This is a genomic window from Micromonospora sp. NPDC052213, from assembly GCF_040679695.1.
In the GTDB taxonomy this organism is placed as follows: Bacteria; Actinomycetota; Actinomycetes; order Mycobacteriales; family Micromonosporaceae; genus Micromonospora.
The window spans coordinates 47,602-73,016 of sequence record NZ_JBFAVI010000007.1 but is presented as its reverse complement, the minus strand read 5'-3'; the positions used below and the strand labels follow the sequence as shown (position 1 = coordinate 73,016).

The 25,415-nt window shown below is 69.5% G+C and carries 21 protein-coding genes and 3 pseudogenes; 8 read left to right on the top strand and 16 right to left on the bottom strand.

Features of this window, described 5'->3' with window-relative positions; all coding sequences use genetic code 11:
* The first annotated feature begins 123 nt into the window (after positions 1–123).
* Entirely contained in the window at positions 124–1,338 is a 1,215-nt protein-coding gene (locus AB0L34_RS03750) for an enolase C-terminal domain-like protein (protein WP_363701613.1), read from the top strand.
* Between the two features lie 87 nt (positions 1,339–1,425).
* Here the strand turns inward: AB0L34_RS03750 and AB0L34_RS03745 are convergent.
* The 3 genes and pseudogenes from AB0L34_RS03745 to AB0L34_RS03735 all read right to left on the bottom strand — a co-directional run.
* Positions 1,426–1,839 (bottom strand): annotated as a pseudogene (locus AB0L34_RS03745) (SMI1/KNR4 family protein); the annotation flags it as partial.
* Between the two features lie 132 nt (positions 1,840–1,971).
* The gene (locus AB0L34_RS03740; protein ID WP_363701611.1) at positions 1,972–2,676 is read right to left on the bottom strand and encodes a response regulator transcription factor; all 705 of its coding nucleotides are present in this window, start codon (positions 2,674–2,676) and stop codon (positions 1,972–1,974) included.
* Complete coding sequence (locus AB0L34_RS03735; protein ID WP_363701609.1) at positions 2,673–3,920, bottom strand: sensor histidine kinase; 1,248 nt, start codon at positions 3,918–3,920, stop codon at positions 2,673–2,675. The genes AB0L34_RS03740 and AB0L34_RS03735 overlap by 4 nt, the downstream gene beginning before the upstream one ends.
* 200 nt (positions 3,921–4,120) lie before the next feature.
* On the opposite strand from AB0L34_RS03735, the gene AB0L34_RS03730 reads away from it, so the two are divergent.
* The 5 genes from AB0L34_RS03730 to AB0L34_RS03710 all read left to right on the top strand — a co-directional run bounded on the left by AB0L34_RS03730 (position 4,121) and on the right by AB0L34_RS03710 (position 10,205).
* Entirely contained in the window at positions 4,121–4,543 is a 423-nt protein-coding gene (locus AB0L34_RS03730) for a DUF6220 domain-containing protein (protein ID WP_363701607.1), read from the top strand.
* 161 nt (positions 4,544–4,704) lie between these two features.
* Positions 4,705–6,540 carry a multicopper oxidase family protein gene (locus AB0L34_RS03725; RefSeq protein ID WP_363701645.1) on the top strand — a complete coding sequence of 612 codons (1,836 nt, stop codon included), beginning with the start codon at positions 4,705–4,707 and terminating at the stop codon, positions 6,538–6,540.
* On the top strand, positions 6,530–6,916 hold the full coding sequence (locus tag AB0L34_RS03720) for a hypothetical protein (protein ID WP_363701605.1): 387 nt from the start codon (positions 6,530–6,532) through the stop codon (positions 6,914–6,916). The genes AB0L34_RS03725 and AB0L34_RS03720 overlap by 11 nt, the downstream gene beginning before the upstream one ends.
* A gap of 107 nt (positions 6,917–7,023) precedes the next feature.
* On the top strand, positions 7,024–9,093 hold the full coding sequence (locus tag AB0L34_RS03715; RefSeq protein WP_363701603.1) for an MMPL family transporter: 2,070 nt from the start codon (positions 7,024–7,026) through the stop codon (positions 9,091–9,093).
* Between the two features lie 569 nt (positions 9,094–9,662).
* Positions 9,663–10,205: an isochorismatase family protein gene (locus AB0L34_RS03710; protein ID WP_363701643.1), complete on the top strand. Its 543-nt coding sequence runs from the start codon at positions 9,663–9,665 to the stop codon at positions 10,203–10,205.
* 374 nt (positions 10,206–10,579) lie between these two features.
* Here the strand turns inward: AB0L34_RS03710 and AB0L34_RS03705 are convergent, their stop codons facing one another.
* Genes AB0L34_RS03705 through AB0L34_RS03695 form a run of 3 tightly spaced genes read right to left on the bottom strand, consistent with a single transcriptional unit; the run spans position 10,580 to position 13,348 of the window.
* Positions 10,580–11,242, bottom strand: a complete 663-nt coding sequence (locus tag AB0L34_RS03705) for a response regulator transcription factor (protein WP_363701601.1) — start codon at positions 11,240–11,242, stop codon at positions 10,580–10,582.
* On the bottom strand, positions 11,239–12,432 hold the full coding sequence (locus AB0L34_RS03700; protein ID WP_363701599.1) for a histidine kinase: 1,194 nt from the start codon (positions 12,430–12,432) through the stop codon (positions 11,239–11,241). The genes AB0L34_RS03705 and AB0L34_RS03700 overlap by 4 nt, the downstream gene beginning before the upstream one ends.
* 10 nt (positions 12,433–12,442) lie before the next feature.
* Complete coding sequence (locus tag AB0L34_RS03695) at positions 12,443–13,348, bottom strand: hypothetical protein (protein WP_363701597.1); 906 nt, start codon at positions 13,346–13,348, stop codon at positions 12,443–12,445.
* A 300-nt stretch (positions 13,349–13,648) separates the two neighbouring features.
* On the opposite strand from AB0L34_RS03695, the pseudogene AB0L34_RS03690 reads away from it, so the two are divergent.
* Positions 13,649–13,765 (top strand): annotated as a pseudogene (locus AB0L34_RS03690) (IS5/IS1182 family transposase); the annotation flags it as partial.
* 199 nt (positions 13,766–13,964) lie between these two features.
* Here the strand turns inward: AB0L34_RS03690 and AB0L34_RS03685 are convergent.
* The 6 genes and pseudogenes from AB0L34_RS03685 to AB0L34_RS03660 all read right to left on the bottom strand — a co-directional run.
* Positions 13,965–14,309 carry a metalloregulator ArsR/SmtB family transcription factor gene (locus AB0L34_RS03685; protein WP_363701595.1) on the bottom strand — a complete coding sequence of 115 codons (345 nt, stop codon included), beginning with the start codon at positions 14,307–14,309 and terminating at the stop codon, positions 13,965–13,967.
* A gap of 327 nt (positions 14,310–14,636) precedes the next feature.
* Complete coding sequence (locus AB0L34_RS03680; protein ID WP_363701593.1) at positions 14,637–14,900, bottom strand: hypothetical protein; 264 nt, start codon at positions 14,898–14,900, stop codon at positions 14,637–14,639.
* 449 nt (positions 14,901–15,349) lie between these two features.
* Positions 15,350–15,634: a hypothetical protein gene (locus AB0L34_RS03675; protein ID WP_363701591.1), complete on the bottom strand. Its 285-nt coding sequence runs from the start codon at positions 15,632–15,634 to the stop codon at positions 15,350–15,352.
* Positions 15,635–15,699: 65 nt separating this feature from the next.
* On the bottom strand, positions 15,700–17,340 hold the full coding sequence (locus tag AB0L34_RS03670; protein ID WP_363701641.1) for a SulP family inorganic anion transporter: 1,641 nt from the start codon (positions 17,338–17,340) through the stop codon (positions 15,700–15,702).
* Positions 17,341–17,414: 74 nt separating this feature from the next.
* Complete coding sequence (locus AB0L34_RS03665) at positions 17,415–17,780, bottom strand: metalloregulator ArsR/SmtB family transcription factor (protein WP_363701589.1); 366 nt, start codon at positions 17,778–17,780, stop codon at positions 17,415–17,417.
* Between the two features lie 590 nt (positions 17,781–18,370).
* A pseudogene (locus AB0L34_RS03660) lies at positions 18,371–18,619 on the bottom strand (glyoxalase/bleomycin resistance/dioxygenase family protein); the annotation flags it as partial.
* Positions 18,620–18,758: 139 nt separating this feature from the next.
* On the opposite strand from AB0L34_RS03660, the gene AB0L34_RS03655 reads away from it, so the two are divergent.
* Positions 18,759–20,021 (top strand): HEAT repeat domain-containing protein, encoded by a 1,263-nt coding sequence (locus tag AB0L34_RS03655; RefSeq protein WP_363701587.1) that lies wholly within the window; start codon positions 18,759–18,761, stop codon positions 20,019–20,021.
* A 44-nt stretch (positions 20,022–20,065) separates the two neighbouring features.
* Here the strand turns inward: AB0L34_RS03655 and AB0L34_RS03650 are convergent, their stop codons facing one another.
* The 4 genes from AB0L34_RS03650 to AB0L34_RS03635 all read right to left on the bottom strand — a co-directional run bounded on the left by AB0L34_RS03650 (position 20,066) and on the right by AB0L34_RS03635 (position 25,005).
* The gene (locus AB0L34_RS03650; protein ID WP_363701585.1) at positions 20,066–20,506 is read right to left on the bottom strand and encodes an HtaA domain-containing protein; all 441 of its coding nucleotides are present in this window, start codon (positions 20,504–20,506) and stop codon (positions 20,066–20,068) included.
* A gap of 179 nt (positions 20,507–20,685) precedes the next feature.
* Positions 20,686–21,981 (bottom strand): alkaline phosphatase family protein, encoded by a 1,296-nt coding sequence (locus tag AB0L34_RS03645; protein ID WP_363701583.1) that lies wholly within the window; start codon positions 21,979–21,981, stop codon positions 20,686–20,688.
* A 995-nt stretch (positions 21,982–22,976) separates the two neighbouring features.
* A complete protein-coding gene (locus AB0L34_RS03640) occupies positions 22,977–24,566 on the bottom strand; it encodes a hypothetical protein (protein ID WP_363701581.1) in 1,590 nt (529 codons plus the stop codon).
* A gap of 91 nt (positions 24,567–24,657) precedes the next feature.
* Positions 24,658–25,005 carry a VOC family protein gene (locus tag AB0L34_RS03635; RefSeq protein WP_357459837.1) on the bottom strand — a complete coding sequence of 116 codons (348 nt, stop codon included), beginning with the start codon at positions 25,003–25,005 and terminating at the stop codon, positions 24,658–24,660.
* Positions 25,006–25,415: the final 410 nt, after the last annotated feature.

Below are 25,415 nucleotides of genomic sequence, written 5' to 3'. Positions count from 1 at the left end.
AATCCCTCCCGGCAAGAATTTTCCCTGCTTTACGCGGCTCGCCGGGCAGGTATGCTCCGGATTGCCATCGACTAAAGGGAATGAATTCATTCCCAAATAGATGCCACGGAAGGTGGGTACGGCATGCCGACTCCTGGGCCCGAGCGCACCGGGGCACTGAACGGTCTCGTCGTGGAGCGGGTGGAGACCTTCGTGGTCGAACTCCCGACGATCCGTTCGTTCGAGATCGCCGGAGGGACCGTCGCGACCGTCGGGCAGCCCAGCCGGCGGGTGCTGGTGAAGGTGACCGCGGGCGGAGTCGTCGGCTGGGGCGAAGCCACCCCGACCCCGTCCTGGACCTACGAAACCACCGAGAGCATCGTCACCACCATCGATCGCTACCTCGCCCCCGCGGTCCTCGGCGCACCGGCGTGGAACCTCGACGCGATCACGGCAACCTTCGACCGGGTCATCAACCGCGGCTTCACGATCGGTGCGCCGATCGCGAAGTCCGCGATCGACATCGCGCTGCACGACCTCGCCGGACGGGCGATCGGCGTCCCACTCGGAGTGCTCTGGGGACAACGTCGCGTCGGGCGGATCCCACTCGGCTGGATCATCTCCGCCAAGACCCCCGAGGCGGTCGCCGACAGCGTCACGGAGGGCCACGCCCTCGGGTACACGGCCTTCAAAGTCAAGATCGGGCTGGCCGAGATCGACCAGGACCTCGCGTTCGTCGAGGCGGTACGGCGAGCGGCGCCGAAGGCGGCGATCTGGGTGGACGCCAACCAGGCGTACCAGGTCGACCAGGCACTACAGGTGGCCCGCCGGCTCGCCGAACTCGACGTCGCCGCGTTCGAGCAGCCGCTGCCGGCCAACCAGATCGCCGGGCTGCAACGGCTGCGGGACCACTCCCCCGTGCCGGTCGCGCTCGACGAGAGCCTGCGCCACCCCAGCGACCTCGCCACCTTCGTACGCCTGAACGCGGTCGATGTCGCGATCGCCAAGGTGCAGCGCAGCGGCGGCCTCACCCTGTCCCGGCGGATGTGCGCCCTCGCCGAGGACAGCGGGGTACGCCTGATGGGCTCCGGCCTCACCGACTCCGACCTCGGCTTCGCCGCCTCGCTACACCTGTTCTCGGCGTTCGGCATCGACACGCCCGTCGACCTCAACGGCCGGCAGTTCATCGAGTCCGCCTACGTCGGCGGGCACACGGTCGAGGTACGCGACGGGGAGGCGGCAGTACCCACCGGCCCCGGCCTGGGCGTCGACGTGGACGAAGCCGCGGTACGAGCCCTGGCCGTCGACGTGCTCCGCGCCGATCCGCCGGTCAGGATCCCACCGAAGTCGGGCAGGTGATGTCGAGTAGGTCCAGGCCGGGTCCGACGACTTGGGGTGCCGGTGCCCGCCGGCCACAGCGCCCACCTCGGGATAGAACTCGCCCACCCTGCCATGCCCGCCGGGACGCACGTCGACCAGCAGACAACCGCCGTCGCCCGCCGTCGCGAACGGCACGAAAGCCTGGTGCCACCAGTCATCGTCCGATGGTCCGCCTGCCAGGACGGAACAGGTCGCCTCCCAGTCGCCCCGGATCTCGTCGAGTGGCAGCGGTCGGTAGAACGGTGGCAGATCAAAGCCGTCAAGGGCCGCGACTCCGTCATGCCGCCGCAGCGACGCCACCAGATCAGCCGGGAAGGCGACCGACATCCGTGCCTGTAGCGCGGCGATCCGCTCCGGTAACGCGGGCGGCCGCAGCGAAGCCCGCGTGCGGGGCGCGTGCGTCGCTAGCCATTTCTCGATGCGTTTCCAGGCAGCGTTGACCCGGGCGGTGGTCGCCGCGTCGGGCTCGGCGGCGACCACGGTCCCGGCATTTTGCGGGCAGACCTGGGCGGCCGAAGGCCGGGACGGCACGTCCGCACGGCCCGTGCTGGGAACAACGCGCTCGGACGGCACCGGCACTCACGTCCCGAGGACACGCCCAACATCATTTAGTTAGGAGCTCATATTTGGGCTGACCAGTCCTGTTTGGTACGCGATGACAACCAGTTGCGCACGGTCGCGCGCACCCAGTTTCGCCATCGCGTGGCTGACATGGGTGCGCGCCGTGGCTGGGCTGAGAAACAACTCGGTACCGATCTCGTTGTTGCTCAGGCCCCGCCCCACCAGGGCTAGCACGTCACGCTCGCGCTGGGTCAGCACCGCGAGCCGGTCCTCCGCAACCTGGGTGGCAGCTCGTTGCGCGGTGAACTGGCCGATAAGGCGTCGGGTGATCCGCGGCGCGAGCAGCGCGTCTCCGGCGGCGACCACCCGGATGGCATGCAGGAGTTCCGCCGGTCCGGCGTCTTTGAGCAGGAAACCGCTGGCACCGGCTTGTAATGCCTCGAAGACGTACTCGTCGGTGTCGTAGGTGGTGAGGATGAGGACTCGGACCTGCTCCAACCCCTGCATCTCGGCGATCTGGGCGGTGGCTTGGATCCCGTCCAGCTTTGGCATTCGGATGTCCATGAGGACGACGTCGGGGCGGGTCGCGCGGGCCCGCTCGACGGCTTCGGTGCCGTTGGTGGCTTCTCCCACGACCGTGATGTCGTCCTCGAGGTCGAGCAGGACCTTGAACCCGGATCGTACGAGACCCTCGTCGTCGGCGAGCAGCACCTTGATGGGAGCGTTGGTCGACGGTGACTCGGCCGCGGCGTTCATGGGCGCGACCCTGTCGGCACGAGGGGCAGCCGGGCCGTCACTTCGAACCCTCCGGTCGGGGTCGGTTTGGCGTCGAGGTCTCCGCCCAGCAGTTGACAGCGCTCGCGCATTCCGAGGATCCCGTGGCCGGGCCTGGCCGAACTGCCGTTACTGGGCCGATGCTGGGCCGGAGGGTGAGGATCCGTGGGGGCGTCACCTGGGGCGGCACAGCGTCCCTCGTCCGTCACGCGGATCTCCAAGACGTCGATCCCTTGGCTTAGCGCTACCGTCACCCGCGTCGGGCCGACGTGACGAATCACGTTGGTGATCGACTCCTGAAGGATTCGGTAGACGGCAATGCCCACCGCGCTCGGCAGCGGTGCCGCGGGCAAGGACTGCTCGAGTTTGATGTCGAGTCCGGCGTCGCGTGCCTTGGCGGTGAGTTCGTCGATCTGCTCAAGCCCGGGATACGGCACGCGTCCGTTGTTGTCGTCACGGAGCACCCCGAGGATGGTTCGCATCTCTCGCAGCGCCCGGGAGCTGGTCTGCTCGATGGTTTGCAGCGCCTCGCGTGCCACTTCCGGCCTCTTGTCCAGCACGTGCGCGGTGACCCCGGACTGGACGTTGATGATTGCTATGGCGTGCGCAACGGTGTCGTGGACCTCGCGCGCGATCCGGAGCCGTTCTGCGTCGACCCGCGCTCGCGCTTCCTCCTCGCGAGTCCGTTCGGCCAGTTCAGCACGCACCTGAGCGTCGGCTGCGATGACCCGCCGAGATCGGACGGACTCACCGAGGGCTGCGCTCATGACCGACGCACCGATCCGGAAGAACACCCAGCCGATGGCGGCGCGTGGCTCGATGTCGGCCGCGGCGACCAGCCACCCGACGGCGAGCACCGCAATACCCACACCGGCGACCACCAATGACCGACGCCCGTCACCGTAGGCGGTGAGGGTGTACAGGGCGACGAAGAGCCCGAGCCAGCCGTAACCGTCCGGGAACTCGAAGACGTAATACACCAAGCTGGCGAGCGCGGCGGTGACGAACACCGGAACCGGCCACAAGCGGCGGACCGACACGACCAGGCCACCTACCACCAGCAGTGCGAGTCCGAGGTATCCGAATTCGGCGAGCGACCGCTGTTCTGTCCCCCTGGCGGCGGCGAGAACGACCGTGCCCTGCACCTGCATCACGGTGATGAAGAGCGCGAGCACCACGTCCTGCGCCAGCACAGGCAGGCGAAACGGCATCGCGCGATGTTCCATGCCGCGATCCTACGGTTCTCATGGCGAGAAACGTTCCGCGCAGACGCGCGACCTACTACGCCGACCGGAGTAGCGAGACAGTAGCCGTCTACGCCCAATTGCGTAGACGGAGCCGTCCGCTGTCGGATGCCGGGCCCGCCGCACCGGCGCGACGATCTCGGCCATGAACGATCACCGTCACCGACCTCGAGGAGCGCGCCGTGCGTAGAGCCTTCGCCGGCCTGGCTGCCCTGCTGATGCTGGCCGTTGTCGCACAGTTCTTCCTGGCTGCCAGCGGCGCCTTCGACACGGCACCCAACGATGAGTCCTTCCAGCCGCACCGCGCGTTGGGCGGCGGAATCGTCCTGATCGCGGTCCTGGTGACCGTCGTCGCCGCGATCGCCCGGATGCCCGGGCGGGTTATCGGGATGAGCGGCCTGGTCGCCGGGCTCGCGGTCGTCCAGTTCGTGATCAAGGGGATCGCCGCGGCGTTCGACGGCACCGGCGGCAACACGACCGCCGGCGAGCTGGTCTTCGGTCTGCACGCGATCAACGGTCTCGCCATCCTGGCGGTGACCGGGATGATCGGCCGCCAGGCGAGGCAGCTGTCCAGGCCGGCCGCAGCGACGCCGCAGGCGCCATGACCACCGGGCTGTGGATCGTCCTGGACCACCTCGTCGCGCTGCTGAACATCGCCACGTGGTTCGCGGCCGGCGTCACCCTGGCGCTCCGGCGCACCCGGCTGGCACTCGCCGGCCTCGTCGCGGCGGTGCTCGTGACGCTGGTCCGGGTGGTCTCGGTGGCGATGCTGGCCGGCCGGGGCTGGTGGTTCGTACAGGAAAAGGTGCTGCTCGGGCTCCCGATGCTGGGGGCCGCCGGGGCTGCCGCCGTGCTGCTCGCCGGCCCACGACTGCTCGCGGCGAGGCGGGGGCGAGGCGACGGTAGGTCGGCAGGCGCCGTGGTCTCGATGCTGACCGCGGGCTATGCGGCACTGGCCGGTCTTGTGGTGACCTTCCTGGTCGGGTACCCGCTCACCCTGAGCACGGCCTTGATCACGATCTCGCTGGTGTGCGCCGGCGCGTTGCTGACCGCGCGAGCGGTCACGGCTCCCGGTCGAAACACCGCTGATGAAGACCTCGCACAGGCGCCGAAGGCCCGACGCGCCATCTCGCGCCGCCGGCTCATCGCCTGGACCGGTGGCGCGTTCGTGGTGACCGCGACCGGCGCCGGCAGCGGGCTGTCGTTCCTCCCCGCCGCCGAATCGGTGACCTTGGGAGGGGGCCGCGGGCGCTCCTCCCGCGCGGCCCTGTCGGTGGCGGACCTGCGGGGCGCCCGCTCACCAGCACCGGGTGGCGCCGTGCGGCGGCACGTGCTGACCGCGAAGGAGGCCACCGTACGGCTACCGTCCGGACGAGAGATCGACGCGTGGACCTACAACGGCGAGGTCCCGGGCCCGGCGATCACGGCAACCCAGGGTGACCTGATCGAAGTGCGGCTGCGCAACGCCGACATCTCCGACGGCGTGACCCTGCACTGGCACGGCTACGACGTGCCGTGCGGGGAGGACGGCGCGCCGGGTGTCACCCAGATGACCGTGCGGCCCGGTGAGGACTTCGTCTACCGATTCCGCGCCGACCAGGTGGGCACCTACTGGTACCACACCCATCACGCGTCCCACCTCGGCGTACACAAGGGGCTGTACGGAACCCTCGTCGTCGGACCGCGCGACGCACGGCGAGCCGACGAGCACTCCGCGGCGGAGCATCTGGACCTGACCCTGCCCGTGCACACCTTCAACGGCACCGTCACGATCGCCGGCAGGGACGGCCAAACCGCACACCCCACACCACCCGGCACGCCCACGCGGCTACGACTGATCAACACCGACTCGGATCCACACCGGATCGTCCTCGCCGGAACCCCGTTCCGGGTGACGGCCGTCGACGGCCGGGACCTCAACCAGCCCGGCGAGGTCAGCAATGTCGGGCTGCACCTGCCCGCGGGCGGGCGTTACGACCTTGTGTTCCTCATGCCGGACACGCCCGTGGCACTCGTTGTCGACGACGACCGTGATGGTGGACTGCGCCTACGCCCGCATGGTGATGCCCCCGGTGACGCACACATCGAGGACACGTCTAACTTGCCGGAGCTCGACCTGCTGCGGTACGGAGCTCCGGCCGCCGTACCCTTCGACATCCGCGACGCCGATCGGCACTTCACCATGGTCCTCGACCGAGGAGTGGCCCTGGTCGACGGCCAACCGACGTATGCGCACACCGTGAACGGCCGAGGCCACCCCTCCATCCCCGACCAGTTGGTCGTCGACGGCGACCTCGTCCGGTTCACCGTCGTCAACCGAAGCCTGGAAACGCACCCCTGGCACCTGCACGGCCATCCCGTGCTGATCCTGTCCAGGGACGGGACGCCGTCGACGGGCAGTCCGCTGTGGGTGGACACCTTCGACGTCCGGCCAGGCGAGACCTGGGAGGTCGCCTTCCGCGCCACGAATCCCGGAATCTGGATGAACCATTGCCACAACCTGCCCCACGCGCATCAGGGCATGATGCTGCGACTCCACTACGACGGCGTCACCACGCCATTCGCCGGCGCGCATGGCGGAAGCGCGGGCCATGCCCACTGATCTGGCCCGGCCCGCCCGACAGTCCGCTGGGTGCGCGGACGATCTCACGTCGAACCTCCCTGCCCTGGTCCACCGGCACCCCTGGGCCATCATCGACGCCGAGCTGCATCGGCTGGCCGGTCGAGCCCCGTCCCTCTCCCCCGCCGACCTGGCCCTCATCAACGGCGTGCTGGAAGACCTCGCCGCGTCGGCGGTCCTCGTCCCCCGAGAAGCGCAAACACGAGGCAAGGCGCCACTGCTGACGCGCATTCTTCGTCGTGGCGCCGCAATGGACATCGATGAGTTCGGAACGGAAATTGACGGTTCGCGGCGAACGGTGGGGAAGACACCGGTCGCACGATCGAGCGCAACGCTCGACCACTTGAGGAGAAGATGATGACATCCGAGGCTCCCCGTACGGACGGAGCTCTGGCGGGACTGGCCCGGTTCTGTTACCGGCGCCGTCGCCTGGTCCTCGTGACCTGGATCGTGGGCGTGATCGCCGTGGCGATCGTCGGCTTCGGGTATGGCGCCGCCCCTGACAACAACTTCACCGGCGGAGACTCCGAATCCGCCAAGGCGCAGGCTCTGATCGAGAAGCACTTCCCCGAGCAGCAAGGGGACAGGCTGACCCTCGCGATCAAGGCAGGGAAGGGAATCGACGACCCCGCCGCCCGCCAGAAGATCGAGAAGGTCATCGCCGATCTGGACGCCTCACCCATCACCGGACCGGTGACCTCCCCTTACCAGGGCGAGAACCTGGTGACGGAGGACCGTCGTATCGCCCGTACGACCATCCCGCTGAGCGACAAGGACGTGACCAAGACCGAGGTCAAGCCCTTGGTGGACATGGTCAAGGACGCCTCCGACAACAGCGTCATGCTCGGGCTCGGCGGGTACATGGCGGAAAAGGCCGAGACACCTCCGCAGGGTCCGGCCGAGAGCGTGGGCATCCTGGCGGCAGCAGTGATCTTGTTCATCGCCTTCGGTTCACTGGTGGCAATGGGCTTGCCGATCGTGACCGCCCTCCTGGCAATTGTGAGCGGCCTCGCGCTGACAAAGGTGATAGGGCACCTGGTCCCCGCACCGGATTTCACTCTGGCCTTCGGCGCGATGATCGGGCTTGGCGTCGGCATCGACTACGCGCTGTTCATCGTGACCCGCTACAAGGACAGCCTCCGGGACGGCGACGAGCCCGAGCGCGCCACGGTCAAGGCCGTCACCACCGCCGGTCGCGCCGTGCTGTTCGCCGGGACGACCGTCGTGATCGCGTTGCTCGGCCTGGTCGTCATGGGACAGCGGCTGATGACCGGGGTGGCCGTCGCCACGTCGGTGATCGTGCTGGTGACGATGATCGCCGCGGTGACGCTGCTACCCGCGTTCCTGGGCTTCACCGGATACAGGATCAACTCGCTGCGCCTGCCTCGTCGCGCGTCCCGCCGGGCCCAGCCCGTCGGTGCCGATTCCCAGGAGCGCCGTACGCTCGCCGAGCGTTGGGCCGGCGTGGTGCAGCGCAGGCCACTGGTCGCCGCACTCCTCGCCGGCGTGAGCCTGCTGGTGCTGGCTGCCCCGACGCTGTCGATGCGGCTGAGCCAGCCCGATGCCAGCGTCCAGCCCCGCGACCGGAGCAGCTACATCTCGTACGAGATCCTCTCCGAGGGCTTCGGTCCCGGCTACGGAGCACCCCTGATCTTCGCCACCCAGGTCGACTCCAAGGACGCCGACCTGCGTCCCGTGGTCGCGGCGGTCAGCAAGGCCGAGGGCATCGCCTACGCCACGCCACCTCGAGTCAGCAACGACGGGCAGGCCGTCACCTTCACTGCCTTCCCCACGACCGGGTACCAGGAGGAGGCAACCGCAGACCTGGTGCACGAGCTCCGCGACAACGTGCTGCCCACCGCACCCGGCGGCCAACGGGTCCACGTCGGCGGACCGAACGCCAGCACCATCGACCTCGCCGAGGAGTCCGGCTCGCGCCTGCCCCTGATGATCGCGGTCGTCATCGCGATCTCCATGGTGCTGCTGATCGCGCTGGTCCGGTCGGTCACGATCGCCCTGCAGGCCGCCGTGATGAACCTGCTGTCGATCGGCGCCGCCTACGGCGTGATCGTCGCGGTCGTACAGTGGGGATGGCTCGGCCCGGCCCTCGGGTTCCCCACCGCCATGCCGGTCACGACCTGGGTCCCGATGATGATGTTCCCGGTCCTCTTCGGCCTGTCCATGGACTACCAGGTCTTCCTCTCCTCACGGGTCCGTGAGGAGTACGAGCGAACCGGCGACACCCGTACCGCCGTCGCCCAAGGGCTGGCGCGGACCGCCAAGGTCATCACGGCCGCGGCCGCCATCATGATCGCCGTCTTCACCACCTCCCTGCTCGGACCCGACATCGCGGTCAAGCAGGGGGGTCTCGGCATGGCCGTCGCCGTGCTCATCGACGCCACCATCGTCCGGCTGATCCTCGTCCCCGCGGTGATGGAACTGTGCGGCAAGGCCAACTGGTGGATGCCCGGACGCCGGACACCGAAGACGGCCTCGGCTTCACCGGCCAGGGTCGGGGAAGAGGCCAGAGTCTGACCCCTTGCTCAGGTCGAGTGCGGGGAGAACCCTCGGACGGGGTTACCCGCACTCGACCTGCTGCCCGCCACGAGGCGCCCGGGACGTTCTTCGGGGGTCGGCTCAGCAGGCGACGGGTCTGGAAACAGGCAACGCACCGACGAGGTGCTGCTCGACGTCGAGGACGTAGCAATGGGCCGCATCAGCGTCATGCGAAGGAACGCCCACGACGATGGAGGTCGTTACCGCCTCGACCTGCTCGCACCCTCCCACCAGGTCACTCGGACGGCGCTTGACGTCCGTTGGCGCCGTCGAGCACTCCGCGTGGAAGGAGGTCACCCTACTGGCTTGCTGCCCTGAGCAGCGACTCTGGGCCGGCTCAGGAGGCTGTCTCAGCTCACTGGGTCGTCGAGTCGCCCACATCGGGCAGCGCACCGCGCACGATGGCGCGGGCGAGGGCTCGACGAGCTGCCTGTTGATGCAGTCGACCGGCGTGGTGACCAGGACGAACAGCGTGCCGCCGTAGAGCGTGACCAGCGTCGGAATCGCCTCGGCGGGGATGGGCAGGCCGAGGGCCCCACGCCGAGTCGCTGCCGCAGATCACGCACGCGATCGACGCGGCCACCTCCGCAGGCATTCCCATCGTCGCGGTGCAGCACACGATGGGCGAGGACGCACCCGTGTTCAACCCCACCCAGCCCGGCTTCCAACTGCACGCCGAGGTCGAGAGCCGCCGCGCGGACGAGTGGAAGTCCGTCGTCAAGCAGTACAGCACCGTGTTCGCCGGCACCGACCTCATCGCCTGGCTACGCGAGCACGAGATCGACACCATCACCCTCGTCGGCTACGTGACCAACAACTGCGTGCTGGCCTCCGCCGCCGAGGCCGAGACCCACGGCCTGACCGCCGAAGTCCTCGCCGACGCCACCGGCGCAATCAACATCGCAAACGAGGCCGGCTTCGCCGACGCGAAGACAGTCCACACCACCCTGCTGACACTGCTCAACTCGAACTTCGCCGCCGTCGCCGACACCGCGACCTGGTCCGACGCCGTTGCCGCCGGCCGGCCGCTGCCCGAGTCCGACCTCGGCACTTCCGCCGTGACGGGTGCACAGCGCGCCGCGCAGGCGTAATCCCGCGCGGGCCCCACGTCGTCGCCCGCCCACGCGCCTACAAGATGTCCCGCGGGCGGCACCCACCTTGGTTGTTGTCTTTCCGGGACACCGTGGGTACACGTCACCCGTCGCTCCAGAGGGCCCGCTGGAGCGACGGCACCATGCACTCCTGGACCGGTCGCCGTATGCAGCCCAGGCTCGAACAGGGTGCCCGCGACCGATCTTCGACCAGGTGGTCGACTGCGGCGCTGGCTGACCGGCCGCGCGATCAGCCGCGAAGGCCGCGAACCCACCGAAACCCACCACGAGAGCAAGCCGGGAACTACGGGCCGACCGATCAACGCGTGGCGTCGGTTGTATCGCTCCATCGATCCTGAGGCGCCACCGGCGGGTCACGCGTCGGGGTGGACGAGCCGGTGCTCGTATGCCCAGATGACCAGGTGCACCCGGTCACGCAGGCCGAGCTTGGCCAGGATCCGACTCACGTGGATCTTCACTGTCCCCGCACTCAGGAACAGCCGGGCCGCGATCTCGGCGTTCGAGGATCCTCGCGCGACGTGGAGCAACACTTCACGCTCCCGCGGGGTGAGGGTCGCCGCCGGGTCCGGCCCGCCCGGCGCGGCGGGCAGGTGCACGCTGACGCGATCGAGCAACCGCCGGGTGGTCGAGGGCGCAATGACCGCGTCTCCGTTGTGGACTGCGCGGATGCCGGCGAGCGTCTCGTCCGCCGGAGCATCCTTGAGCAGGAAACCGCTGGCACCGGCGCGCAGCGCCGCGAAGGCGTACTCGTCCAGGTCGAACGTGGTGAGGACAATGACCTTGGGCCTCGGCCCGGGACCGGCGAGGAGTTGACGGGTTGCCGCCACGCCGTCGACGCGGGGCATCCGGACGTCCATCAGCACGATGTCGGCGGCGGTGACAGCGAGCGCCTGGAGCGCCTGCGCCCCGTCGGCAGCCTGGCCAGCCACGATCATGTCGTCCTGCGCGTCGATCATCATCGCTGCACCGGCGCGCACCAGGTCCTGGTCGTCGACGAGGAACACCCGGATGGTCATGTGGCTGCCTCGTCCGCCGGCACCGCATACGGCAGTCGGGCGGTCACCAGGAAGCCGCCGTCCGCCGGACCCGCCGAGAGCGACCCCCCTGCCGCGGCGATCCGTTCCCGCATCCCGATCAGGCCGTGGCCGGTCCCGGCCGGAGCGCCGTCCCGGTTGCCCCGGTCGCGGACCGTCACGGACAGGCCGTCCACGGCCCAACTCACGGTAACCACCGCCCGGCCGTCCGGGCCGGCGTGTTTGACGGTGTTGGTGAGCGCCTCCTGCACGGTACGGAAGATCGCCAGTTCGGCACCAGGGGTGACGGGCCGCGCGGCGCCGTGTTCGTGATGGCTGACCGGCAGGCCCGCGGCCCGTACGCGGTCAAGAAGCTGCGGCAGATCCCGCAGCCCCGGCTGGGGCTCTCGGCTCTCGCTGTCCGACTCGGCCGACCTCAGTACGCCGAGCAGCCCGCGCATGTCCGTCAGGGCGAGCCGGCCCGCGTTCTCGATGGTCGCCAGTATCTCCGCCGCCCGCTCTGGTTGGCTGCGGACCAGGAACTGTCCACCCTTCGCCTGACTCATAATGACCGAGAGTGAGTGCGCGACAACGTCGTGCATGTCCCGGCCGATCCGGTTCCGCTCCTCGATGACCGCCCGTCGGGCGCGCTCTTTCTGTTCGGCTGCGGCCTGCCGAGTCCGCTCCTCGAGCAACGCGAGGTAGGCCAGTTGGGTGCGGCGGTAAAGGCCGAGGATCCACGCCGCGACGACGACCGCGACCAACAAGCCGCATACCAGGAACGGGTTCGGTCGGAGCCCGGCCGCCGTCACGCTGGGATCGTTGACGAGGCGCAGAGCGGCCAGACCCGCAGCGACGGCCGCCACGGCCAGGCCAGCTGCGGCAAAGCGTCGACTCGCGTAAACAGCCAGGGAGTAGATGGCAAACGGGAAGACCAGCACCGAAGGCATGATCAGGAACAGTCCGCTGACGGCGGCCTGCACCGCCAACGCGACACACACGACACCGAATGCGGCCCGCGGCGCTGCCCGCCGGGCCAGCAGCGCCGTGTGCGCGCCCAGCACTCCCAACCCGAGCGGTACGGCCGGGCCGACCGGCAGCGACACGAACGCCATGACCAGCGACAAGGCCGCAACCGGGAAGCCGACCAGCACCGACAACAGCGGAGCACCTCGCCCCGTCCAGCGCGCCATGGCCCCCAGCCTAGGCAGCCGTCGGCAGGGGGGCGGACGGCGCGGGTGCCGGCTGGGCGCGCCACTGGTATTGGAGCGTGGCAGCGCCGAAAGCGAGACCGAGCAGCAGCCAGGATCCGTACACGAAGGCCACGATCCACCCGCCGCCGGTGAAACGTACCGGGCCGTTGACCACGCCCATCGCCTGCGCCAGGGTGCCGAGCCCGGCCAGTGCCCCCATGCTGAGCAGCACACCGGTCGCGGTCCAGCCGGCGACAAGTAGCATCCAGCGCGGCAGGAACCGACCCCACGGCTGCACCAACGCGAGGGCGATCCCGCCGGCTACCCCGAAGACGACCAACTCCATGACGGGGAAGCCCTCGAGAGAGGCCGGGCCGACCGCCCGCCGCGCCAACTCGCCACCCATCGCCCAGTAGACCTTCAGGGCCGGGTACGGCAGGACCAGTGCGGCTGCCGCATAGCCGGGCCAGACCTTCGGGGCGCGGCATGCACCGGTGGCCCTGGCATGGCGGAGGGCAGCTGCGGCCAGCAGCGCCCCGGCCGCAAGCGCCGCGGCGCGAGCCATGAACCCCGGCCAGTCGACGACCGGTGGCAGTCCTGGCACACCGAGTACTGCCAGCGCCCGCAGCGCGTCGAAGACAATGCCGCCGGCCGACCAGATCAGCAGGACGAGCGCCGACCACGCGGTGGCCAGCACCGCCAGGCGTGGTACCCGGACCGAACCGGGCCGCCGCCGCATGGCCAGCACGGCACCGACGCCGAACAGGGCGCCGACCGCAGGAACCCACCAGGGCGCGAATCCCTTCGTGTAGCCGTCAGCTGCCGGCAGGGCGGCCCGAGTGAGTGCGATCGCCAGCGCGGCGACGCAGGCAAGGCCAGCAGCGTCAGGCAGGCGGGGGCGGGCGTACGTGGGCATGGCGTCTCCGTCGGGTCGTCGAAACGGTCGGCTCCGACGATCGCCCACCAGTGGGCGAGTCGACATCTACCGCGGGGCCATGACATGTATGCCGCTGGTGATACGGCAGGTCCCCGCTCGTCCACGCCCCGCCCGGCTCAGCGAGTTTCCTCGGGCAGGTTCGCCCGCACCCACCGGCGCAACGACGCCACCGACGCATCGAGGCCGCGCTCGTCGCGCAGGCTGCATGCCTTGAGGGAGTGGGCGTCTAGGGCGCGTCCTGCCGATCTTGTAGGGGTGATCGTTGACGATGTGCCGGTGGTGCGTCGCGGCGAGTTGACCGATGAGGCGTGGGCGGTGATCGCGTCGCTGCTGCCCGAGCTGGGCGGTGCGCGGCGGCGGTGGCGGATTCACCGCCAGGTCAGCTCAACCCTGCTCCCAGCGGGATGGGCGCGCCGACGACGAGGACCGGCGTCCGCATAGCGCACCTGCGCCGACCCCAACGCGGCGGCCGGCACGGTTCGGCCACCTGATCCACGCTACGGATCTTGCCAGTCAGCCCACCACCCACTCCCCTCGTCGACATCCTCCCGGCCTTTCCTGTCCGACCACCCCACTGCTGGTCTGGACAGCACGCTCACAGATAGTCAGTCCGCTCAGCGGCGCGTAGATCACCCAGCAGCTCAGCCTGACTGGTCAACACCTCGGTGAGGATCCGCCGCGCCACCGCCAGCAACTCCGCCACCTGTGGGCTGACCAGCGAGTAGTACACGGTAGAACCATCCCGGCGGGTCACCACCAGGTTCGCCCGGCGCAGCACCGCCAACTGTTGCGACAGGTGCGCTGCTTCGATACCCACCTGCGGCAACAGCTCCGACACCGCATGCTCCCGCTCCGCAAGAAGTTCGAGGACCCGGATCCGCGCCGGGTGCCCCAACGTCTTGAAAAACTCGGCTTTGGCCTGATACAACGGCGTGCTCACGGGCCACCCCTTCCTGGGGAGACACCCTACGAGTTGCGTCTTGCCGGGGCACGCCGCCGGCCGCCGGAGGCGAGCTACGGCAAGTTCGGCCGCGACCACCGCCCCCGCCGCGGTGGGCACGATCCGGACGTAGCGCACCTGAGGCAGCAGCCGGGTGGCCGACGGTTCCTCCCGGGGCACCAGCCCGGCAAGCACATTCGTAGCGGCCAGCTTCATGGGCGTCGCGACCTCACGCGCCCGCGCATCCAACGCACCCCGAAACAGCCCGCGCCGACTCCACCCGCTTGCCCACTACCCGCGAAGCGTTGCGCAGCGCAGCCAGCACCGCTATCGCCGAACCGTGCTGGTCGTCGTGAAAGGCGGGATGTCCAGCGCCCCCTGCAGCCCTCGCTCCACCTCGAAACAGGCCGGCGCCGCGATCGCCTCCAGATCGATCGCATCGAACGAGGGGCCAGCGCCCGCGCCGCCGCCCACGAACTCGTCCAGGCCCGTGGGCGCCAGGCAGATCGGCACCGCCTCAATGGCGGCCAGCTGGGCAAACAGGACCGCCTTGCCACTCATCGGTGACCACGAATGCAGTGCGTCAGCCACCCGGACGGACGCGACGGATGCCAGCTCCCAGCATCGGCGATCTACAAGCACATCTTGTGACTTGCTAAAGTTAGCAAGTCACGAGGGCGTCGAGAACCCGATCCCACGTAATGCCATCACTGACAGTCCGGCAAATCGGCGCGGGCGGCCTGTCGGCGGAGATTCGGCGCGCTGGGCATCGCATCTCGCCGCGCCACGGCGGCACCCTGATCCGGCATGGCCCGCCGGCCCTTCTCTCGTACGGCGGGCCATGCTGCCTCCCGCAGCCGGAAACGATGCGCGGCCGGCAACCCCTGCCTATGCGGGATGCCAGCAGGAGGAGACGTCAACCCGTCGCATCGACCTCGCCGGCAACCTCGCCACTCGACGCTGGCCTCGCCAGCCGTGCCGGCCTGGCAGCCGCCGACACCCGGTCGCTACGACGCGACGATCCTCCGACGCTCCCCCGGTCAGCTACTGCCGGGTGCCGTGCCTGGGAGCCGGGCCGTACCCCGCGAGAGTCTGAACAGCCACACGAGCATGACTCGTAGCAGAGCGGTCAGGCCGCCGCGATCGCTGGCGCGCTGCAGCTCACGGGCGCGGCCGACCACGACGACGAGCTTGCCACCGTAGACGGGCCACAGCGGAGCGTGTTGACGGATGCGGATCGCGAGCCCGGCCAGGTTCGCGGCGATCCTGCCGTCCCTCACCGGCAGGGCGTCAAGGTCGGGTAGCAGGCCGACCCGGACAGCCACGTAGGCATCCCACGCCGCACGCCGGGCCGGGTTATCGCCGCATCCACCTTCCTGACGTAGTTCCGTCACGACTGCCCAGCGGCGTCGGACACGTCCTGCTCCTCGGGGGCCAAGACGCCGGTGCGGCGCAGGTGGGCTCGGGCCGCGCCGATCGCCTCTGTCGTGTCGGCAAAGACGCAGCCGGCAGCGCGGAGCCGGTCGAGCACGCCAACCGCGTCGAGGATCTTCTCCTGTCCCGCTCGCACACCGGAGACAAGGACAGCGATGCCGCGGTTTTCGAGACGCTCGATCGCGTCGCGTAACACGAGCGCGCCGGAACCATCGATCGTCGACACCCGCGACATCCGCAAGATGATCACCCGCACCTCCGCCACCTCGGTCAGTTCGAGCAGGAACCGGTGGGCGGCCGCGAAGAACAACGGCCCGTCGAAGCGATAGGCCACAATGTGCTCCCGGAGCAAGGCCGCCTCCTCAACGTGGTGATCAGCGATGTCGAGCGGCACCTCCTCCAACCGAGCTGCACGCGCGATCTTGCGGATAGCCAACGCGGCAGCGACGAGCAGGCCGATCCCGACGGCGGCAATCAGGTCCAGGGCAAGGGTGGCAATCGCGGTCAGCACCAGGATGAGCGCGTCGGAGCGGGTCGCGCGGGCCAGGGCGGCCAGCGAACCCACCTCGACCATGCGCACTGCCGTGCCTAGCAGCACCCCGGCCAGGGCGGCAACCGGGATGTACGCCACCAGTGGAGCGGCTACCAACATGATCGCCGCCAGCGTGACCGCGTGGGTTAACGAAGCGAGCCGCGACTGGGCACCGGAGCGGACGTTGACCGCGGTACGGGCGATCGCCGCGGTCGCCGGAACGCCACCGAACAGCGGAGTCACCAGGTTCGCCACCCCTTGGCCGAACAGTTCCCGATCCGGGTCGTGGCGCTGATTCACCGTCATGCCGTCGGCGACCGTCGCCGACAGCAGACTCTCCAGTGCGGCCAACGCGGCGACCGCCAACGCCGAGGTGAACAGCGCCGGCACGGCAGCCAGATCAAGGAAGCCCAGCGAGGGGGCGGGAAGAGTGGCGGGCAGGGCACCGATGCGGGCGACGTCGAGCGACAGCAGCTGCCCAATCACGGTGGCCGCAGCCACCATGATCAGCGAGAACGGCACCGTGGGCCGCCACCGCCCGCCAACCAGCATCACCGCCGCCACCACGAGCGCCACCATCACCGCGGGCCAGTTCGGATGGCCAGCGAACTCGACCAACGCCCGCCAGGCCACCACGCTGACGTTCTCGCCGTCCGGGCTCGGCACACCCAACGCGGCAGGCACCTGCTGCAGGAAAATCACCGCAGCGATACCCACGGTGAAACCTTCCACCACCGGCGCCGGCACGTAACGCACATACCGTCCAGCGCGAACCAGGGCCAGTGCCAGCAGAATCAGGCCCGCCAGCACTCCGACGGTGAGTACGCCGCCCGGCCCGTACCGCGCCACGATCGGCACCAGCACCACCGTCATCGCTCCGGTGGGCCCAGACACCTGCAGGTTCGACCCGCCGAACAACGCGGCGAGCGCACCAGCCACGATCGCGGTCACCAAACCGGCCGATGCCCCCAAACCGGACGATACGCCGAACCCCAGCGCCAACGGCAGTGCCACCACCGCGACGGTGAGCCCAGCGACCAGGTCACGGCGAGGCTGCCTCTGCATCGCCGCAACGTCTGCGGCCTGCGGCAGAAGACCAACCAACCGGCGCCAGGCCGCCCGGCCGAGCACGGCGGCAGTCACCGCGGAACCGGCAGCGGCTCGTCGTCAGCGCCGACCCGGTCTGCGCGGAGGCTCTCCAGCAGCTCCGCCTGGCCTGTCAACATCTCAGTCAGGAAGCGGCGGGCCGCTCGCATGAGATCCGCCACGTCCGGTCCCGCGAGGGCGTAGACAACCGCCGACCCGTCCCGCCTCGACGTGACGATCCCCGCTCGACGCAGCACCGCCAACTGCTGAGACAGGCTCGACGCCTCGACGTCCACATCAGCCAGCAGGTCCCGCACCGTCATCGGCCCATCACCAAGCAACTCCAGCACCCGGATACGAACCGGATGCCCCAGCGTGCGGAAGAACTCCGCCTTCCTCTCATACAGCGGCAGCACCACACGCCTCCTCCACCCAACTAACGATATAGGCAATTGAAGACCTCTTCATGTCGCCGAACCCGGCAACCCCGGCCAGAGTGATCCGCAACACCTTCGGCCACACCCCGGGCTCGGTCGTCGGCAGAGCGCTGGCCCACATCGCCTGACGCGGCAGCCACGCGTGGCGGCCCAATCATGCGGCCTCACCCAGGTCGCCTGACTGGCTGAGCATGCACCCCTGCCGCCGAATGCGACTGCCAGCGGCCGTCTGCTAAACCTAATCGGCGGACATCACTGTCACTTGGTGGCATCAGGATCGCGGAACGACCACGCTTCCCTACGACCTCATGCATGGTTGCGGAGTTCTGGGTATCGATGATCGTGGTCCCGTCATGGTGCTGCGATCATGATGAATCGTCGGATGACGGGGTTGTCCCGGCTGGTGATCGAGGCCCTGGTTGCGGAGCTGGCGCCGCGCTGGCAGGCCCGGCGCCGCAATCGGCTTGCCGCGCAGCCGCACGTCGGTGTGGGATTGACGCTGGGCGAAACACCGGTCCACGTTCAGAGGTGGTGGCGGACAATCCTGGACTGTCGGTGCAGCTTGAGGCGGTCTAGCTGGCTGCGAGTTCCGTCTCGGCCGCCAGGGTGCAGCGGACGCTCTCGGCGGTCTTCTCCAACTGCGGAGAGTCGGCCTTGACGGTGTAGACCTCCCAGGGCTCGTTGCCAGGGCCACGTACCCAGACCGTGTCCTGGAGGGCGTAGCAGCACTCGGTGTTGTTCTCCTTCAGGGTGATCAGACCCGCGTCCGTGAGGCGCGTGGTGGCGACGTTGACCTCGTCTGCGCTGAACACCTCGACGCCAGGTGGTGATGAAAGGATGGACTCATCGCCGTACACGGTTCGCTCGCCCGGCCGACGCCCGTGAGCGTCCCCACCTGCCCCGGCGTCCGGGGCGGCACCCTCACCCGCACGCCGGTATGCACGACGGGGAACATAGGGCATGCTCGAATGCCTTGATGACATCGAGTGGCGGCGGCTCGGCCACGCCTACGGGGCGGCCGACGACGTGCCCGGCCAGATCCGCGCCCTGCGATCGCCCGATCCGACTGAACGAGACAACGCCCTCGGCACCCTGTACACCAACATCTTCCACCAGGGCAGCCGGTACCAGGCGAGCGCCTACGCAGTGCCGTTCCTGCTGGAACTGCTCGCCGACCCCGCCACTCCGGACCCGGCGGCAATACTCGCCCTGCTGACCTCCCTGGCGATCGGCTACGACGAGAACTTCCTGCCGGACGGCTTCCCGGCGACCGACTACCGCCGGGCCGCCGAAGGCGGGCGAGAGCTGCTCGCCGCCAAGCCACCCCCCTGGACCGGCGATGACGAGGCGAAGAAGGAGTACGTCGAGTACGCGTACGTCCAGTCCCTGACCACCAAGGAGCAGAACCAGCTGTGGTCCTACATCGAACTGGCGGTGTACGACGCGGTACGGGCCGGGGTGCCACTGTTCCGTAGCCTGCTGGGCCACCCTGATCCGGGGGTGCGAATCGGGGCGGCGCACGCCCTCGCCTGGTTCCCGGAGGAGGCCACCGGTAGCCTGCCCACGCTGACCCACGCGATCGCGGCCAGACTGGAGCCCGACCTGGCAGAGGTCGTACCGGAGCCCGCGGCGGTGGCCACCATGCTGGTGGCCTCCGGGTTGCTTGGCGCCGCGCCAGACCTCCGGTTGCTGGCCGACCCGCACCCGCTGGTCCGCTGGGCTGCCGCGATCGGGCGGGCCCGGGTTCTGGGTGCGCAGGCCGACGACGCGACCGTTGACGAGCTGTTGGCCTGGACGGCCGTCCCGCCCGATGACACGGTGAACCCGCCGGCGGACGCGGGGTGGGTGCCGTTCCTCAATGGGGACCTGGGTGGGTACGCCGGACTCGCCCTGCGGCAGCTCGGCCCCCAGCACACGGACCGCGCCTTCGACGCGCTGCTCCGCCGGCTGCCCACCGTCTGCGGCGACCAGTCGTTGATAGTACTGGGAGAGGCGTTGCGCCTCGCGTTCCCGGATGGGCCGCTGCCGGCGACGACGCCCGCTGCGGCGTTGGCGCCGCGACAACGACGGCTCGTCGAGGTGCTGAGCCGGTCACCGAATCCCTGGTTGATCGACGGCCAGGACTTCGGCAACGTCGCCATGCTCGTTGACGAGTACGGGCTGCCGGACAGCCGCGCGGCGCTGCTCGCGTACCTCGCGCGTCTGCCGTGGACCACCGCGTGACGGTCGCAGAACAGGCTGGACACCTGCGCCTACTACGCGATGCGCTACTCACTGGCGGCGAAGTCGACCGCCGCGAGCGCTGTCCCGTACGGGTAGCGGAAGTCGAAGGCGACCACCGCCCCCGGCGCCGGTGTGTCGGAAAAGACATCGGCGAAAACAAGACGCCCGCCATCCGAGTTCGTCGCCCGTGTCCCAAGGACCGACAGAGCCCTGGTCCGCGAGTAACCCGGGATGTCCGCAAGAACGGCAACGGCGTGCCGCAGAGCAGGCGTCGCGGCGACCCAGGGCTCCTCGATCTCGAGCGTGAGCGCGCCGCCGTGAGCCACGAGGCGGGCACCCCCGCCGAACGTCGCCGTGTCGCCGTCGACGGTCAGGATCGGGAAACGGAAGCGGCCGTCGACGGTGGCCGTCGACGGCGCGATGACTGTCACGCTTCCATCCACTGCCCGGACGTAGTTGACGAAGGAATCGAGAGGACGCCCCATCCGAGATCTGACTCTGCGGCCGTGGTCGTCATGACTGCGTGGCCGCGTGGGCCTCGTCGTTCATGCCGTCGCTCGCCCAGTTTCCCGGCGGCCGCGGAAGTCGCTGAGGCCCGCGCGGACGTCCTGAGACAACGCGTCGCCGTGACGGTGGAGGTCACCGCCACGGCGAGGCTCTGGCGTCAGTCGCGGATCGACTCGCTCAGCACCCGACCCTGCGCGCCCGACGGCGGCTGGATGCCGAGCAGCGCGGCGATCGTCGGGGCGATGTCGACGTGGTTCGGGTCAACCGGGTGCAGACCGGGCAGGACGCCGGCGCCGGAGAGCACCAGCGGGATGCGCAGCTCGGTCGTGGCGCCGTGACGGCCGGCGACGCCACCCGCCGGGTCGCCGCCGATCGACCAGCCGGGCTCCGGCTCGATGACGAGCTCACCGAAGCGGGGGCTCATGTGCATCGCCTGCTGGGCGGCCTTGTCGAACACCTGGCTCACATGCGGGGTCGCCTCGAGCGCGGCCTTGATCTTCGCGACCGCCTGCGGGTCGTTCTTCGCGGCGCCGACCAGATGCAGGCTGCCGATGCCGCCGACAACGATGACGGCATCGGTGTCGGGCTTGGGCGTCCTGCCGGTCCCGAGAAGCTCGGCCTTGTAGCCGGCCTTGGCGATCGCGTCGATCATCTGCGTGCCGAAGCCCTTGGTGAACGTGGTCATGCCGTGGTCGCCGGTGATGACGAAGGTGGTGCGACCAAAGATGTCGGCGTCCTTGGTGGCCTGCACGATCCGGCCGATCTGGGCGTCGAGATCCGCCAGAGCGCTCGGGATCCGCGGGTCGTGGTCGCCACCCTCGTGGCCGATCGCGTCGAGCGCGTCGCAGTAGACCGCCATGAGGTCGGGGATCTTCGGGGCCGTGACCATGGTGGCGCCGCTCTTGACGGGCTCGCCCTTGATCACCTTCACGATGTCGTCGACGCGACGGGAGCAGTCACCGCCGGGCTGGGTGTAGATGCCCTCCGGGTCGCCGTACGCCGTCCCGTGGTTCTGCACGATGAACCACTGCGACGACATCACGGTGCCGCCCTGGGCGCGGACCGCCTCCGCGATGGTGGGCACCGCGAGATCGCGCTCCTGGCCGCGGGCGGTGTGCGACACCGGGTCGTAGACGTAGGCGGTGTTGAGGTGCCGCTCCGGCCAGGCGCCGGTCGCGATCGAGGACCAGGACGGGTTGGTGATCGACTGCATGACGCCGGTCGATTCGGTGACGCTGCCACGCTTGACGAGCTGGTCGATGTTGGGCGTCGGCACCTCGCCCAGGTAGTCGTAGTCGAAGCCGTCGAGGCCGATGAGGATCACGTGGTCGGCCGCCGGCGCCGCCTGCGCCGGTAGGGATTCCGGCACGGCGGCGTACGCCGGCAACGAGGTGAGCAGAGGGAGGGCGAGGGCCGCGGTGACGTGGCCCAGGGTGCGGAGAGTTCGGATCATGGAGTGCACTGAATCGGGTCGGGTTGGCGCCCCCGTGAGCCGAAGATGGCGACGTCGTAAACGTGCAACGTGGTTTCGCGTCGTTCACACCTCGTCGCCGGGGAGCCTCGCCGGGCGCCCGGTCGGCAGGCCGCGGGCCTGCTTGGCCGCGCGGGCGCCGGCGGCACGCTCCGGCCGGAGCCGCCCGGCGGATCAAGGACGGTGCGATCCCCGAGCACGTCGCCGCCTACCTCGGCATCAGCGGCTCCGACCGCCGCGGCTTGCTGCGCTCGGCGGGATATCTGGCAGGCGCCACCGCGTATGCGTGGTCGAATCTAGGTGAGCGCCGTCAGGCCCGCCGTTGGTGGCATACCGCCATCGACGCCGCAGACGATTCCGAGGATCCAGCCGCGCAGGTGTGGGTGCGCGCGTGGGCGGTGGCCAATGGGCCTTATGTCGGCCGCCGGCCGGACGAGGACCTCAGCCTGGCCCGTGAACGGCTTGGCAAGCACATCGCCCCGGACGGTGCGTCCTGCGCATTGCTGAGTGGGCTCGCCCAGACCCAAGCCGACCTCGGCGACCCTACGGCCGTGACGACGTTGCGGCAGCTGACCGAACTCACCGAGCGTGTCCCCTACGAGATTGCCGCCGATCGGGGGTCATTGTTCGGCTGGCCGGAGGTGCGGCTGCGGTATGCCGAGTCCCATGTGCACACCGCTCGCGGCGACACCGCAGCCGCCTATGCCGCCCAGGACCACGCATTGGAACTTCATGCTACCGACATGCCCCGCGACCGGGCCCGGATTTCAACATGCACCGGGTGGGTGATCGCCAACGAGGGGTTCATGACCCATTCCAGGACCGCAGCACCCTCGAACGTGAGGACAGCCTCATCGACGGCGTCGCCGGTCCGATCACCCACTGGCGTCCTCCGCTGTCGTGTTCAAGCTACCGAACCGGGCCAGTCGACGTCACCAGGGCGTCGACGTTCCCGGGCTGTACGTGGCAGAGAGCAATCACCTGTCGGGGCGGGTACGCGCCAGCCAGATCGCAAGCTTCTGGCTGGTGTCCTCGCCGAGCACCGTCGTCGCTCGGGCCGCCAACGCGACCAGTTCGGTGTGCTGCGTCGCGGTGACCGACAGCTGCGGCCGTGGGCCGCGGTGCCAGGTCGTTCGTTCGACGCCTCGAGCGAGGCGGGTTACGTCGGCTTTGCCACGTCCAGCCAGCCGGGGATCCGGGTCGAGGGCCAGCACCAGGGCAGCGCGCAACTCGACGCCGACACCGCGGCCACGCAGCAGCCGGTAGCCGGCCCGACGCAACTCCACCCGGCCATCCGCGAGCAGCTCCCACGGTAAGACCGGCGGCACGGCACCGGCCAACGGCCGCAGCGCGGCGGTCACCTCTCGGACCACCGCCGGCGACGGATCCCGCAACAGCGAAACCAACTCCCCGACAACGACAGCATCCAGCATCCGCAGACCCCTGACCGCTTGGGCGCGAACCTTGGCCAGCGGGTGACTCAGCAGCGGCCTCAGCAGCGGAGCATCCGCGGCCGAGCCGGACTCGGCGAGTCCGGCGATCGCCCCCAGGAGCGGCTCTGTGGCACGGACCGCGGTCCGGTACCGCTCCCGCGCGTCGATGCCGAGGCGGCGGGCCGCGTCCCGGGCCACCGCCCGCACAAGCGGCGCGTCATCGTCCAGGTGCACGGCAACGTCAGAGTCACGGCCGACCCGGACCAGCCCGGTCAACGCCACCACCCGCACCTCGGGCCGCCGCGACCCCGCTAAGCGGCGCAGGACATCGAGCCGGCGGGCCCAGACCGCCTCACGGCAGGCCGCCTCCGCCGCCCGGACCCGGATCCCCACATCCGGGTCAGTCTCGGCGCTGGTCACGTAGTCGGGCAGACGCAGCCATCCCTGCGACAGGGCGATGTCGAACACGAACCGCCGCTGCCGGCGGCCACCCGAGCCGAGCAGGCCGCGCCACACCTGCTCCCTCGTCGCCAACACCGCCGCCTGCACCTGGTTGACAGCGAAGCCAGCACGCAGGCGCGCCTGGAGACGCAGCGCCATCGGCAATACCGACGGCAGGTAGACAGCGGGGTCATCGGCGAGCAGCACCGCGAGCCCGGCCCGCGCCTGATCCCGCACCGGCCTGGCCCAGTCAGCGGTACGCAGCACCAGAAACGGCATTATCTCCATGCACGGACGGCTGACCATTGCCGCGACCGCACGCTTCCGGATCCGCCCGTCACCATGCATGCTCGCCAACGCCGTCGCCACTGGCCCCGACGACGCACCCGTGAACCACGTCGCGGCTTGCCGTAACGCGGGCTCGCGGTCGTGGCCGTACCACGGCGCTGACCGCGCGTGCTCATCCAGCCGGACCACCAACCGCGGCACACGAGCCACCAGCGCCAATGCCGACCGCGCCACCACCTCATCCCCTGCGGCGTCGACCTCGAACAGCACCTCGACCAGACGGTTCAACGCGTCCCACCGGCCTACCCCAGCCTCGTCGACCGCGATCCGCACCGCCCCAAGCAGCCCGCTCTCCCCCACCATCGAAGCCGGGAGGACCGGACTGTCGCGTCTGCCCCAGATCACCCCGACATCCTGCCTCAGCCGATGGACCCGACCGAACTCGATTTCCGGGCTTGTGGTCTGAGGTCCCCCGCCTGCAGCGCGGGGCCAGTGATCATCCGGTCGTCGAGACCTCTCCGCCGATTCCGGTCTCGTTGCCGTCGCTGTCGTGGAAGACGTACTTCCAGACCGAGTCGTGCTTCTCAACGTCGACCGGCTCCAGGCCCTGTCCGGAGATCCTCGCAACCTCGGCGACCGGGTCGTCGACCCAAATCATGCTGACAGCTCCGCCGGCCCGGTCGGGATCTTGGATGATGTACACGTACCGATCCTCGGCCAACTGCCAGACCGCCTCGATCTCGTTCGGATAGAAGGCCGGTTCAGCACCGAGCAGCCGCTTATACCACTCCAGGGCTTTGTCATAGTCGCGCACCGGGATGCCCGCAAACACTCCTACCGCCATGTCTGTCTCCTCCGTCGACGTCGAGCCCGACCGGCGCCGGACCCTGAAGGACAGACCGGACCTGGAAGCGAAACCAAACGGGCTCGACCCGATCGCCTTCGGACGGGTCCCCCGCCCAGGCTACCCCTTGCGGTGGCGGTGCGCGCGGTGCTGGCCGGCGCAGTCACGTTCGCCGCGACCGCGGACTGGGCACGGGATCTGGACCGGACCATCGGATACCACCACAGCAACGGTGAACTCCAACATCGCCAGAGCCACCAGACGCACCAACGCCGACCCAACGACCTCATCGACACCGTGACCAGGAGCAATCCGAATACGCAATGCCCCTGATGTCGCTGCAGAGGCGTGGGAGGAGCTGATCGCGGACAACATTCGACCATTCGGCACCCCTACGCCGCAGGCACTCA